Genomic DNA, 13,539 nt, shown 5'->3' with positions numbered 1-13,539 from the left:
GGCGGCCGCCGCGGCTCGGGCCCCCCCGGGTGGCCCTCCGGGCCCCCGTTCTTCCGCACTTGGCGCTTTCCCGCCCCCCGCCACGGTTTCTCTTTGGGGCGGGCCGCCGCGGGAGGCGGCCGGCCACCGGCCGAACTGCCTGCGCTGACAACCATCAATCGTTAAGGTTGGCAACCATGCAGACCCGTTCGCCTACGGTGGTCGGCAGAGACCGGGAGATCGAGAGCCTTCACCGCCTGCTGGCCGGAGCCCGCGGCGGTCAGGGTGGTGCGATCTTCCTGGTCGGCGAGCCCGGGATCGGCAAGAGCCGACTGGCCGCCACCGCCACCTCCCAGGCCCTCGACGCCGGTATGACGACGCTGCGCGGACGCGTCGGCGCGATCGGGACAATGGTCGCGTTCCGCCCGTTCAGCGAGGCTCTGCTCTCGTTGATCCGGCGTGGCGAGATGCCTACGACGGAGAGCCTCGGCCCGTACCGGCACGTTCTCGGCCGGCTGGTGCCGGACTGGGACGACGGCAGCGCACACGACACTGCTGCGTCACCGGTCGTACTCGGTGAGGCAGTGCTGCGGCTGCTGGCTCTGGTGGGCCGGGACCACAGTTGTCTGCTGGTTCTCGAGGATCTGCACGGCTCCGACCCGGAGACGCTGGCCGTGATCGAGTACCTGCTCGACAATCTGGACGACCAGCCGATCGCCCTGGTGGCGACGATGCGCTCCGAGACCTGCGCGGCGTACGAACTGGCGCAGCTGTCGGCCCAGCGCGGTACGGCCGAGCTGATCGAGCTGCGCCCGTTGGACCGGAGCGAGGTGGCGGAGCTCGCCGCAGGCTGTCTGGAGGTGTCGGTCGACGGTGTGCCGGAGCAGCTGGCGGACCAGCTCTGGAGCGACAGCGCCGGAATCCCTTTCATCGTCGAGGAACTGCTGCAGGAGGCGAACCGCAGCGGGCAGTTGGTGTCCGCGCCGGACGGCAGCGTGCAGGTGGTCGACGACCTGCAGACGAGCGTCCCGCCCGCGGTGGTGCGCAGTATCAGCAGCCGGACGGCGCAGCTCGGTCCGCAATCGCGGGACATCCTCGTGCTGGCGGCTGTCATCGGGCACCGGTTCCCGCTGAGCGTCGTCCGCAAGGCGACGGGAACCGACGAACGTTTGCTGCTGGCAACGCTTCGGGCCGGCGTCGCCGCGCAGTTGGTCGGACCGGACGAGCCGGCCCCGGACTGGTACGCGTTCCGGCATCCGCTGACCGCCGAATCGCTGCTCGCGGGCCTGACGCCGACCGAGCGCTCGGACTTGGCCCGGCGCTGCGCGGACGCGGTCGAGGAACTGCATCCCGGTCTGCCGGGCGAGTGGTGCCCGATGGTCGCCGAACTCGCCGAGTCCGGCGGCGACACGATCCGCGCCGGCCGGTTGTTCGCCCTCGCCGGACGGCGGTCGTTCGACGAGGGCTCGACCGGGTCGGCGGCCAACCTGCTGGACCGCGCGAACACCTTGCTGGCAGCCGATCTCGACATCGGCCACCGGGCCGAGGTGCTCGGCTCGCTGCTGCTCGCGCTCAGTGCGACCGGAGGCTTCGAGCACATCGCCGCGCACACCGCGACCGTCGACGAGTTGGCCGACCGCAACCTCGACAGCCGCAAGCTCGCCGCGCTGCACGTTCAGCTCGCGAACGCCGAGATGATGGCGGGTCGCTCGGCGGTCGCGCTCGACCACGTCGTGGCGGCCCGCTCGTTGCTCGGCACGGATCCGGAGGACGCCGACCTCGCGCCGGTCGACGGTGTCGCCGCGAACCTCGAGCTCGCCCGTCAGAGTCCCCGGCGGATCCAGGCCGCGACCGAGCTGGCCACCCGCGCGGCCGCGGCGGCCGAACGCGCGGAGCTGCCCGAGGTGGCCTGCGAGGCCCTGCAACTACTGGGGATCCTGGCCCGCGAGCACGACCTCGACCGGTCGATCGACTACTTCCATCGGGCCCGTCAGATCGCCGAGGACCACGGGATGACGTTCCAGCGAGTCACCTCGCAGTTCTTCCAGGCCGGCACCATCGTCCTCGCGAACGGCAGCATCGTCGAGCTCGAGCGGGCCCGGCAGCAGGCGCTGCGGATCGGCGCGATCCCACTGATGTACGAGGTGGACAGCATCCGCGGCCAGCAAGCGATCCTGCGATCCGAGTACGCGCGGGCCGCCGAGATCATCGCCGAGGGCGTGGAGGTCACCCGGCGCCTGCGGATGGGCCGGCCCGCGACCTACTTCCTGACCATCAAGGCAGTGCTGGAAGCGCACCAGGGCCGGCGGTCCGCGATGGAGGCGACCCTGGCCGAGGTTGCGAACTGGGGCGGTGAGCGGGCGTCGTACGAGCTGCCGTACTCCTACGGGCTGGCGCGGGCGTTCTGCGCGTTGCTGGAGGAGAACCGCGAACTGGCCGACTCCGATCTGGCGCAGGCGCTGGCGTTCGACGCTCAGAACCCGACCACCCTGCACCTGACAGGCAAAAGCGGGCTGGGCCTGCTACTCGGTGTCCTGTCCGGGCGAAACGGCTGGGCGCACTTCGAGGCGGTCACTGCGACTGCTGCCAGTGGCATGCGGTGGAACAAGCAGTTCGTCCAGCTGGCGTACGCCGTGCTGCTCGGACGCGACGGCCGGGTCGAGGAGGCCGACGCCAAGATGCTGGAGGCGATGGAGACCGCCTCGCTGTACCCGATGGCACGTCACCTCGGGCTGCGGCTGGTCGCCGAGCCGGCCCACGCGGACGGGTGGGGTGATCCGGTCGCCTGGTTGCGGCAGGCGGAGGACTACTTCCACAACGCGGATATCCAGGCAGTGGCGAGTGCGTGTCGCAGCCTGATGCGGCAGCTCGGTGCGACAGTGTCACAGCGACGGAGCGGTTCGGAACAGGTTCCGGCGTACCTGAGGCAGATGGGCGTCACCACCCGCGAGTACGAGGTGTGCCGGTTGCTGGTGGACCGGATCGGCAACAAGTCGATCGCGTCCCGCCTGCACATCTCGCCGCGAACCGTCGAGAAGCACGTGGCCAGCCTGATGACCAAGACGCAGCAACCGGACCGGGAGGCGCTGAGCAGTTTCGCCCGGACCGTACTTCAGGACTAAGTTGTCGACTCACGCACCGGTATCCGCCAATCGGTGTGGTCAATGGACAGTATTTACGAACGCTCGCTATCTATACTGTGCGGGTGGCAGGCAAGGGGTCGGACATGAGCAAGGGAACGGTCGGCGGCGGCGGTACGACGATGCTGCGGCGGATCAACGTGGCCGCGGTCCTGGACGCGGTACGCCGGTCCGCGCCCGCACCGTTGCGCGTCGCCGAGCTGGTCGAGCGCACCGGTCTGGCCAGGCCGACGGTCGCCCAGGCCGTCGACGAGCTCCTCGACGCCGGCTGGCTGCAGCAGCACGGCCCCGACTCCGCGGACCGCTCGCTCGGCCGCCCGGCCATCCGCGTCTCGCTGCGTGGCCGCGCCGCGCCGGTGCTCGGACTCGACGTCGGCCCGCACCGGGTCACCGTCGGCGTCTCGGACCTGGCCGGCCGCAAGCTGGCGCTGGTACGTCGCTCTGGACCCGGATGGACCGCGCAGGAGCTGCTCGGCGTCATCGGTGAAGTCATCAACGAGGCGCTGGCAGAGGCCGAGGTGCCGGCCGAGGACATCGCCGCCGTGGTCGCGGCGAGCCCGGGCATCGTCGACGAGCACACCGGCCGCGTCCAGCTGGTCCCGAGTGTGCCTGGCTGGTCGGCGATCGACCTGATCAAGCATGTCCGCGGTCTGCTCGACTGCCCGGTCATGCTGGACAACGACGCCAACCTGGCCGCGCTGGCGATCGCTGCCGCACGCGGTGGCACCGGCACGCTGCTGGCGGTCCAGTGGGGTGAGCGGCTCGGTGCGGGCATCGTCATCGATGGCCGGTTGCACCGTGGCACCGGGGCGGCCGGTGAGATCGGCTTCATCGCCACCGACACGGACGACGTGATCAACCCGGAGGACAGCCGCGGCCCGCTGGAGCGTGCGGTCGGCTCGGAGGCGATCGCCGCGCTGGGTCGTCAGGCCGCGCTGGACAACCCGCAGTCGCGTCTGGCCGAGCTGGGCGGAGAGCAGCTGGACACCGCAGACGTGTTCGCCGCCGCAGCGGAGCGTGACCCGGTGGCGCAGGCCGTCGTACAGCAGGTCGCCCGCACGTTCGCCCGCGCGCTGGCACCGTCCGTACTCGTGCTGGACCCAACTGCGGTGGTAATCGGCGGCGGTGTAGCCCGCGCCGGCGCCGTACTCCTGGACGCCATCTCAGACCAGCTACGCCTGCTCACCCTCAACCACCCCAAGCTGGAGCTCTCCGCCCTGGCCGAGGACGCCGTAGTCACCGGAGCCATGCGCATGGCCCTGGACGAGGTCTGGCAACGCAAACTGCCGACCCCGGCAATGACCAGCACTACCTAGCCAGCACCGCCGCGGCGATGGCGTCCGGGCGGTCGAGGTGGACCAGGTGGGCGGAGTCGGAGAGGACCTCGACCGTGCCGCCCAGGGCGTCAGCCAGGCGTTGCTGGCCGGCTAGCCAGCGGCTGGCGGTGAAGCGGGACGTGCCGCCGGTAGCCACCAGGAGAGACGTCGGAGCGATCGCATCGACCGGACCGGCGACCAGCTTGGCCACCTCTGCAGTCAGCTCCCAGCTGCCCGCGAGCTCGTCCCAGAACAGGAGCCACGACGTGTCCCCGCCGTACCGTGCCTTGGCCGTTGCTTTCGACAACAGGTCGTGGTTCGACGTGCTGCCGAATCGCACGATCAACCGTCGTACCGCAGGACCTAACAGCTGCGGTACGCCGACCCGCCCGACGAACCGCGCCGCCGCGCGAACCACCCGGTCGCCGCGCTTCCCGGGATAGAACGCGCGCCATCCCGTCTCCGACGTGAGGCTGCTGTCGACCAGGACCAACCGGGTCACCTCGAACGGCCGCGTCAGCGCCCAGCGCAGCGCGGCCAGTCCACCGATCGAGTGTCCGATCAGCCCGAGCTCCGCATCGGGCCGTACGCCGACAGCCGCCCGCAACGCGTCGACGTCCGACGTGATCGGCGTACACCACGGGTCGATGACGCGAACATCCTCGCCCGGGAGCAGCTCGACAAGCCGGCTGAACTCCTCCGGAGTCTCAGCCAGCCCAGGCACGACGATCCACGTCACGGTCATTGGGATAAAGCGTGCCTTACAGCTGGTAGCACTGTCCCCAGCATTAGGCAGACGAGCGCGACCGACACGCGTTGCAGGATGCCTGGGGCGTCCAGTTCGTTGCCCGTGAGCACGTCGCTCCCGGTCTGTACGCCGAGCCATATCTGCGTCACTGCAACCGCTCCAGCCAGTACGGCGACCACCTTCGCCCACGGTCCACCCCAACCACTGCGCCGGAGTACGAGGACCGCGAAGACGCCCATGGCGATGCTGCCGAGACCTGCGAGGGTCGAGGTCACCTCATGGAGCACCAGCGCCACTCCGACCTGGCCGTTCGCCTCTGCCGCCCGGCACGCCGCACTGGCCGACGGCGCGCAGTCCATCGGCGAGAACGAGTCGAACAACGTCCCGACGCCGAACACCGCACTACTGATCAGCAGACCGGTCAGTTCCCGCTGCGCCCGCGCTGCAGGCCTGGCCAGCAGTACGGCGACCAGCAGCAACACGCCCGTGGCCAGGTCCATCCCACGCGCGTAGAGACTCGTCGACTGGTCTCGCGCCCCCAGCTCACTCAGGAACGAGCTATGGACGTCCAACGGGAACCCGGCCGCCACCTCGAGCAGCAGGCTGCAGTAGAGCGCGCCTGCGGCAAGCATCAGGTTGCGGATCAGGCGGTAAGGGACTGCGGCCATACCCAACACCGTCGCATGTCAACCAAAGTATTGACTGTGGCGTCAGCTGTACTGTCGGGGTAGTGCTAGGTCGACCGAAGTCGCAGCGAACTAATGGGATGATCGGCTGGTGCGGTCGGAACAAGCAACAGTGATCCCGGTGTGGCAGCACCGAGCCGCGGTCTGGGTAGGCCGCGTCGTCGTGCTTGCCTCGGTGTGGTCCTTCCTCGCCATTCCGCTGCACGTGGGCGCGCCGAGGTTCGTCAAGCATGTCGACTTCGCGTTCGACTTCGTCGGCATACCGGCCGGGCACACGATCTTCTCCGCCGTCTACCTCGCTGTGGTCGGCAGCGCATTGCTGCGCGGTAAGCGAGCCGCACTGCTGTGGGTGCTGTGGGTCTTCGAGGCGCTCTGGTTCCTCGCACAGGTCGCCGGGATCGCGTTCACCAGCGTCCGGCTGGCCCACCCGACGGACGCGGAACTGCTCCGCGACTTCGGCCCGGCCAGCGTGCAGGACCTCGAGTGGGGCATCGTCCAGGCCGTCGTGGTCGCCGCGATCGTCGCGCTGTTGTGGACGATCCGCGGCGCCTTCCCGGCCCGGCTCGCGCCCGGTAGCCGACGGCTCGCGATCGGCGCGCTGGTGTTCGGCATGCTGATCTCGATTGCGGTCAGCGTCACGCTCACCCAGATCTTCCCGCGCACGCTCAGCGGGCAACGGCAGAAGATCGGCTGGGCCGTGATCGCCGCCCTCGGCCAGTCGCGCAACAAGATGGGCGGTCACGAGGGCCACGGCTGGATCGGGCTGACCGTCGGCGCGATCTCGGCGGCCTCACTGGTGCTGGCGTTCTGGATCTTCCTGCGCTCGGTCCAGCGCGTCCGGTACCTGACCCAGCCCGAGGAACTCGAAGTACGGCGCCTGCTCCTGCTGCACGGCGAGCGCGACTCCCTCGGGTACTTCGCGACCCGCCGGGACAAGGCGGTCGTGTTCGCACCGGGCAACGACGCCGCGATCGCGTACCGGGTGGTGAACGGCGTCAGCCTGGCCAGTGGCGATCCGCTCGGCGACCCGGTCGCCTGGCCCGCCGCGATCCAGCGCTGGCTCGCCGAAGCCCGCCGGTACGGGTGGTCGCCGGCAGTCCTGTCGGCGAGCGAGGAGGCGGCGCAGGCGTACGTCGACGCAGGCCTCCGCGCACTGTCGATGGGCGACGAAGCAATCATCGACGTCGCGGACTTCACCCTCGAAGGCCGCACGATGCGACCGGTGCGCCAGGCGGTGACGCGAGTCCAGCGGGCCGGGTACCACGCCGAGGTCGTGCGGCACGGAGACCTGTCGCCGGACACGTTGGCGCAGTACGTCCACCTCGCGGAGAAGTGGCGCGGGGCGCGGACCGAGCGCGGGTTCTCGATGGCGCTCGGGCGGCTCGGCGATCCGTCCGACGCGCGCTGCGTGATGGTGATCGCGCGGGACGCCGACGGCGTTGTCCGCGGGCTGTTGTCGTTCGCCCCGTGGGGCGTCCGGGGTGTGTCGCTGGACCTGATGCGGCGCGATCCCGAGTCCGTGAACGGGTTGATGGAGTTCATGGTGACCTCCTTGATCGACGCGTGCGGCGATCTCGGGGTGCATCGGATCTCGCTGAACTTCGCGATGTTCCGGGAGATCTTCAGCGACGCCGAGCGGGTCGGCGCGGGACCGGTACTGCGGCTCACGAACGCGTTGCTGACCGCGGGATCACGCTTCTGGCAACTGGAGAGTCTGTACCAGTCGAACGAGAAGTACTTGCCGCGCTGGTCGCCGCGCCTGATGTGCTACTCGCGCGGCGCGTCGCTCGCGCAGGTCGTCCTGGCGGCCGGTACGGCGGAAGGCTTCCTGCCGGCGCCGCGGCCGTGGACCCGCGTCGACAGTGTCGAGGCGGCGGAGCGGCACGCGATCATGACCGCGGACGGTGGCGCGTTCGCAACCGCCGTACACGAGCAGGAAGAGGAGTTGCTGCGGCCGGCGTTGCCGACGCGGAAGCTCACCGAGCAGGAGCAGATCCGGCGGACCAAGCTTGCCGAGCTCGTTGCTGCGGGCATCGATCCGTACCCGGTCGAGGTGCCGCGGACGGAGACGCTGGAACGGGTCCGGGAGCTGTACCCGAACCTGCCGCCGGACCGGCACACCGGGCACACGGCGTCCGTGACCGGCCGGGTGATGCGGATGCGGAGCCACGGCGGTCTCGCGTTCGCGCAGTTGCAGGACGGGCTCACCCAGTTGCAGGTGATGCTGACAGCCGAGTCGTGCGGCGACGTACCGCTGGACCAGTGGCAGCGACTGGTCGACATCGGCGACCACGTGAGCGTCACCGGCGAGGTCGTCACGAGCCGCCGGGGTGAGCTGTCGATCGCGGCGACGTCGTGGGTGATGGCGGCGAAGTGCCTGCACCCGCTGCCCGACAAGCGGAAGGGGTTCACCGATCCCGAGGCGCGGGTCCGGCAGCGCCACCTCGACCTGGTGATGAACCCGGACTCGTTGCGGATGATGCAGCAGCGCAGCGCCGCAGTACGGGCCCTGCGCAACGGTTTCGAGGCGCGTGGGTTCATCGAGGTCGAGACGCCGATGCTGCAGGCGGTGCACGGCGGCGCGAACGCGCGTCCGTTCGTCACCCACATCAACGCCTACGACACCGAGCTGTTCCTGCGGATCGCGCCGGAGCTGTTCTTGAAGCGGCTCAGCGTCGGCGGGATGGGCAAGGTCTTCGAGCTGAACCGGAACTTCCGCAACGAGGGCGCCGACGCGACCCACAACCCCGAGTTCACCTCGGTCGAGGCCTACCAGCCGTACGCCGACTACCACGTGATGCGCGAACTCACCCGGGAGCTGCTGATCGAGGCCGCCACCGCGGTGCACGGCAAGCCCGTCGTACGCCGGGACGGCGAGGAGATCGACATCTCGGGCGACTGGCCGGTCGTCACCGTCCACGACGCGGTCGGCCTGGCCGCCGGTACGACGATCGACTCGGAGACGCCCGCGGACCAGCTCCGGGCGTTGTGCGCGGAACACGGCGTCCACACGACGTTCGAGATGTCCGCCGGTGAACTCGTCCTGGAGCTGTACGACGAACTCGTCGAGCCGAACACCACGCTGCCGACGTTCTACACCGACTTCCCGCTCGAGACGTCGCCGCTGACCCGCAACCACCGCACGAATCCACGGCTCGCGGAACGCTGGGACCTGGTCGCGTTCGGAGCCGAGATCGGTACGGCGTACTCCGAGCTCGTCGACCCGATCGAGCAGCGCCGGCGGCTCACCGAACAGTCCCTGAAGGCCGCCGCCGGCGACCCCGAGGCGATGTCACTCGACGAGGACTTCCTGTCCGCGCTCGAGTACGCGATGCCTCCGACCGGCGGCCTCGGCATCGGCGTCGACCGGGTCATGATGATGCTCACCGGCCAGAACATCCGCAGCACCTTGGCGTTCCCGTTCGTGCGTCCCGCAGTACGGGACTGATGCCTTACCCTTGACAGCTCACGGGTTGGGGACCTGGGGGTTGGGGTGGGGATGAAGTGCTGGGTTGCGCTCTGTGCTGGGCTGTTTCTGGTGGCAGGTTGCGGTGCGAAGCCGGAGCCTGCGCCGAGTCCGGTCGCGACTTCTTCCAGTCGTGCCACACCGGTTCCGGCGTCATCGGTGCCGTTGACTTCGGTGGACTATCAGGCCGAGTTGACCCGGATCGATCAGGTGCTGGCCGGGCCGACGCGGGCGCTGACCCGCGTCCGGACAGCCGAGGGTCTGAGCGAGGCGGTGAGCACGCTCGCGGAGTCGCTGAACACGGTCTCGGTCCGGCTGTCCGCGCTGACGGTGACGTCCCGGCTGACCGCCGTACACGCGTTGCTGCAGGAGCGGATCGGTGTCGCGGCGACACGGCTGACGAGCTCCGTGGACCAGACCGAGGAGGATGCGCGCTGCGGCGGTACGGCGTACATCTCGCAGAAGGTGCAGCGGCAACTGCGTGCCGACCTCAGCACCGCGCTCGTGCAGTTGCAGCGGCTCAAGCTGACGTTCGGCAAGACACTGCCCGATCCCGGGCCTGCGCCGGAGCAGGTGCGGCCCGACAACGGCGAGGTCCTGGTACGGCGTAATCCGGAGGGGACGGGGCGGCTCAAGATCACGAACGGTACGCCGAAGGACGTCGCGATCTCGATCGTCAGCGACGGCAAGCCACCAGGTACTCCACAGGTGATGGTGTACCTGCGGGCGACGCAGTCATCGACCGTGAACCGGATCAGCGGCGCGTACCGCCTCTACTTCAAGAGCGGCACCGACTGGGTCGCGGAGCACCGCGGGTTCCGGGCGGACTGCTCGTTCAAGAAGTTCGACCAGACCTTCGGCAAGAACCAGGCCTGGCAGGTCAACCTCCAGCCCCGCCCGGGCGGCAACGCCGCCACCACCGAGGTCGAGGCGTACTGACGTATGTGACATCGGCCGTGTCACGATGAGTTCATGAGAACCACTGTGACCGTTGCCGGCGTCCCGGGCGTCGAGATCGCGTACCACCGCCAAGGCTCCGGCGATCCGCTGCTCCTGCTGCACGGCATCGGTCACCACCGCCAGGCGTTCGACCCGGTCCTCGACCGGCTCGCCGAGCACCGGGACGTGATCGCGCTCGACTTTCCCGGCTTCGGCGAGTCCCCCGACGTACCGGCGGATGTCCCGAACGAACTGGACAGTTTCGCGTACGCCGTCGAGGCGTTCTGCGCCGCGCTCGACCTCGACCGTCCGCACGTCGTCGGCAACTCGATGGGCGGCGCGGTCGCCCTTCGGCTCGGCCAGCTGGGCGTGGCCCGCTCCGTCACCGCACTGTCACCGGCAGGTTTCTGGACCCCGCGCGAGAACGCCTGGGCGCTCAACCTGCTGACCAACCTGCGCCGCGCCGCTCGCCGTACGCCGGAATCCGCGGTACGGCGGCTGTCCCGCTCGGCCACCGGCCGCCGCGTCCTGACCGGGGCGATCTACCACCGCCCGGACCGCCGGGACCCCGACGCCGTCGTCGCCGAGACCCGCGCCCTTCGCGACGCCCCGGCCTTCGAGCGCGTCGCCGCCTACGCCCGCACCGGCTTCACCTTCGCAGGCGACGTCACCGGCATCCCGGTCACCATCGCCTGGGGCACCCACGACCGCGTCCTCCTCCCCCGCCAAGCAGCCCGCGCCCACCTCCAACTCCCCCAGGCCCGAACAATCCCCCTCCTCGACTGCGGCCACGTCCCCATGAACGACGCCCCCAACCTCATCACCACCACAATCCTCCACACCACCTGACCTCAGAGGTCGTCGGGAAACAGCCGGAACGCCTTGTGCGGGGTCAGTGGACGCAGCGCGCGGAAGTCACGCCGATCGAGCGTCAGAACCGCGTCGGTGCGATAGTCGGCAGCCAACGCGACTGTCACCGCGTCGGCGAGATCGAGATCCAGATCGGCATATCGGCCCATCACGGCGAGCGCAGCCGTCAAGGTCTCGGCACCGATGTCCGGCACCTGGAAGCGCATCCTTCGCACCTGGGTGGTCAGGAGTTCAAGGATCGTCGAACGCGCTGCCGCACCGAGCCGGGCGCGGGCGAGATGATCCACCTCCGCGAGAACGAGTGGCGACAGGACCACAGTCCCGGCGTCCTGCAGAAGCTCCCTGCAGGTCGGTCCCTCAGGAGCATTGCGATCGAAGGCCGCGATGATGCCGGAGGTGTCGGCGACGAGGATCACCGGTCGGTTCGACGCGCGACCTCGGCGCGGATCTCGTCCTTCGTCACCGGCTCACCGACGCCGTCGAAGGTCGGCCAGTCGAGCGCCTCGTCCCACACCCGGTTCGCCATCGCGGCCAGGTGGATCCCCTCACGGATGATTTCCGCCTCCGGAATCCCGCGCCGCCGAGAAGCGTCCTTGATCAACGCCAGATCCTCGGGATCGGCGTACACGTTCGTGCGCTTCATCGACATGTACCAACCCTAACACACGTACATGCGGGTTACAGTCCCAGCTTGTCCAGTAGGGCGCCGAGGATGCCGCCGAGACGGCCTGGTTTGTCCGGGTTGTTGGGTGTTGTTGGTGGGGTAGTTGGGGTGGTGCTGGTGGGGGGTGCGGTCGGGGTGGTGGGGCGGTCGCTCGGTGTGGTGGTCGGGGGCGCGGTCGGGAGGGTAGGTGGTCGCTTGGTTGCGGGCGGGATCGTGGGATTGGTGGTTTCGGCGATCTGAGGGGTCGGCGTGCCTGGAGCGGGCGTCGGGTACGGCGTACTGGCGACACCGACCGGTACCTGCGTCTCACTCGGAGTAGTTGCTGTTGGCAACGGCGTTGCGAACACGCTGGGTGTCGACGTGGTGGTTCCGGGCGGGGGTACGGCGGTGTTCTGGGTCGGCTCGCCTGGTTGCGGGCCGGCGATCGGCGGGGCCGGCTGCGGGCCGCCGCCGGGTAGTGGCAGGAAGCCGGCACCGATCCGCGGGCCGCCGAGCAGGGCGATGCAGACCAGCACAAGGTAGCCGAGCAACAGGAGGCCGGCACCGGCGGCAGCCTGGCGGCGACGCCGCGGGTTCTGCCAGGGCGGGCGGCGGGAAGCCGTGGCAGACATCGGATTCACAAGTCCCGCAGGGTATCGGTAGATGAGTCGTTTCAAACAGCCCTTGGAAGAAATTCCACGCCAAAGCGTCACCTTCCGGGAATCCGATACCGCTTACGCGACCGTAGGAATGCAGTGCGTTAGCTGATCAGTCAGTGCAGGGCCTGCAGGCCGATGACCGACAGCAGCCGGAGCTTCTCGGCGGCCTCGGTGTTGGGGGCGGCGGTGTAGACGACCATGCGCAGGTCGCTACCCGGGACCGTGAGCACGTCGCAGTCGATGTCGAAGGTGCCGACCTCCGGGTGCCGGATCGTTTTCCGATCGCTCTGGTGGAAGCCGACGACCGGCTGGTCCCACAGTTGCGCGAACTCGTCGCACCCGGCCCGAAGCTCGTCGATCAAGGCCTTGAGATCCGGATCGCGCGGGTACCGGGCGAGGGACGCGCGCAGGTCGGTGACCATCGCGTTCCGGAAGTGCTGCTGCTGCTCGGGCGTCATCACGACGCGGTCGCCCGGCGCCACGAAATGCCGGTAGAGGATGTTCCGCTGCCACCGCCCCTGCCACCGCGACGGGTCGCCGATCAGCGCCGCGAACATCGGGTTCCAGGTGATCACCGTCCACGCGCCGTCGGTGACGCACAGCGGCGCGCCCTCCAACTGGTCCACGATCCGCTGCACACCGGGCGGGATGTACGCCGAGATTCGCCCGGGCGACGGCTCGACCTCACCCGCGAGCACGAACAGATGGTTGCGCTCGGCATCGGACAGCCGGAGCGCGCGGGCCAGCGCGGTCAGTACCTGCGCCGACGGCGAGTCCGACCGGCCCTGCTCCAGCCGGACGATGTAGTCGACCGACAACCCGGCAAGAAGCGCCAGCTCCTCGCGCCGCAAACCCGGTGCCCGCCGCTTCCCACCGGCCGGCAGGCCGACGTCCGAGGGCACCACCCGATCACGCCACGCGTGCAACGTCCTGCCGAGCTCGCCCATGTCCCCAGTATTCCGCGCCCCCGGCCCCACCAGCCTGGTACTGCCATTGCCTAGTGTCCCGAGTCGGAAGTTCGTGCCATAAGTTCGGCGGGGTTCGACGCACGCCCAGGAATTCGCGGCGCTCGGGCCTCCCCAAACCGGTGTGG

At 69.5% G+C, this 13,539-nt stretch carries 11 protein-coding genes; 5 read left to right on the top strand and 6 right to left on the bottom strand.

Features of this window, described 5'->3' with window-relative positions:
- The first annotated feature begins 176 nt into the window (after positions 1 to 176).
- Positions 177 to 3,101: an ATP-binding protein gene (locus ACWF0M_RS37145; protein ID WP_452240460.1), complete on the top strand. Its 2,925-nt coding sequence runs from the start codon at positions 177 to 179 to the stop codon at positions 3,099 to 3,101.
- A gap of 104 nt (positions 3,102 to 3,205) precedes the next feature.
- Positions 3,206 to 4,435 carry an ROK family transcriptional regulator gene (locus tag ACWF0M_RS37140; protein ID WP_452240459.1) on the top strand — a complete coding sequence of 410 codons (1,230 nt, stop codon included), beginning with the start codon at positions 3,206 to 3,208 and terminating at the stop codon, positions 4,433 to 4,435.
- Here ACWF0M_RS37140 and ACWF0M_RS37135 read toward each other — a convergent pair.
- Both ACWF0M_RS37135 and ACWF0M_RS37130 read right to left on the bottom strand, forming a co-directional pair.
- Positions 4,428 to 5,180, bottom strand: coding sequence for an alpha/beta fold hydrolase (locus ACWF0M_RS37135; protein WP_452240458.1), 753 nt, complete (start codon positions 5,178 to 5,180; stop codon positions 4,428 to 4,430). The two genes, ACWF0M_RS37140 and ACWF0M_RS37135, sit on opposite strands and share 8 nt — an antisense overlap.
- Complete coding sequence (locus ACWF0M_RS37130; protein ID WP_452240457.1) at positions 5,177 to 5,851, bottom strand: DUF998 domain-containing protein; 675 nt, start codon at positions 5,849 to 5,851, stop codon at positions 5,177 to 5,179. The genes ACWF0M_RS37135 and ACWF0M_RS37130 overlap by 4 nt, the downstream gene beginning before the upstream one ends.
- Before the next feature lie 139 nt (positions 5,852 to 5,990).
- On the opposite strand from ACWF0M_RS37130, the gene lysX reads away from it, so the two are divergent.
- From lysX to ACWF0M_RS37115, 3 genes are all read left to right on the top strand, one after another.
- Positions 5,991 to 9,317, top strand: a complete 3,327-nt coding sequence (lysX, locus tag ACWF0M_RS37125; protein ID WP_452240456.1) for a bifunctional lysylphosphatidylglycerol synthetase/lysine--tRNA ligase LysX — start codon at positions 5,991 to 5,993, stop codon at positions 9,315 to 9,317.
- A 177-nt stretch (positions 9,318 to 9,494) separates the two neighbouring features.
- Positions 9,495 to 10,274: a hypothetical protein gene (locus ACWF0M_RS37120; protein WP_452240455.1), complete on the top strand. Its 780-nt coding sequence runs from the start codon at positions 9,495 to 9,497 to the stop codon at positions 10,272 to 10,274.
- Positions 10,275 to 10,307: 33 nt separating this feature from the next.
- A complete protein-coding gene (locus tag ACWF0M_RS37115) occupies positions 10,308 to 11,123 on the top strand; it encodes an alpha/beta fold hydrolase (RefSeq protein ID WP_452240454.1) in 816 nt (271 codons plus the stop codon).
- A 2-nt stretch (positions 11,124 to 11,125) separates the two neighbouring features.
- Here the strand turns inward: ACWF0M_RS37115 and ACWF0M_RS37110 are convergent, their stop codons facing one another.
- From ACWF0M_RS37110 to ACWF0M_RS37095, 4 genes are all read right to left on the bottom strand, one after another.
- Positions 11,126 to 11,560, bottom strand: coding sequence for a PIN domain-containing protein (locus tag ACWF0M_RS37110; protein WP_452240453.1), 435 nt, complete (start codon positions 11,558 to 11,560; stop codon positions 11,126 to 11,128).
- The gene (locus tag ACWF0M_RS37105) at positions 11,557 to 11,793 is read right to left on the bottom strand and encodes a ribbon-helix-helix domain-containing protein (RefSeq protein WP_452240452.1); all 237 of its coding nucleotides are present in this window, start codon (positions 11,791 to 11,793) and stop codon (positions 11,557 to 11,559) included. Before ACWF0M_RS37105 ends, ACWF0M_RS37110 begins: the two co-directional genes overlap by 4 nt.
- Positions 11,794 to 11,822: 29 nt before the next feature.
- Entirely contained in the window at positions 11,823 to 12,419 is a 597-nt protein-coding gene (locus ACWF0M_RS37100; RefSeq protein ID WP_452240451.1) for a hypothetical protein, read from the bottom strand.
- A gap of 140 nt (positions 12,420 to 12,559) precedes the next feature.
- A complete protein-coding gene (locus tag ACWF0M_RS37095) occupies positions 12,560 to 13,393 on the bottom strand; it encodes a helix-turn-helix transcriptional regulator (RefSeq protein WP_452240450.1) in 834 nt (277 codons plus the stop codon).
- Positions 13,394 to 13,539 lie beyond the last annotated feature (146 nt).

The organism is Kribbella sp. NPDC055110, from assembly GCF_053607525.1.
The sequence above is the reverse complement of the archived record's forward strand: the minus strand, read 5'-3'. Positions and strand labels throughout refer to the sequence as shown.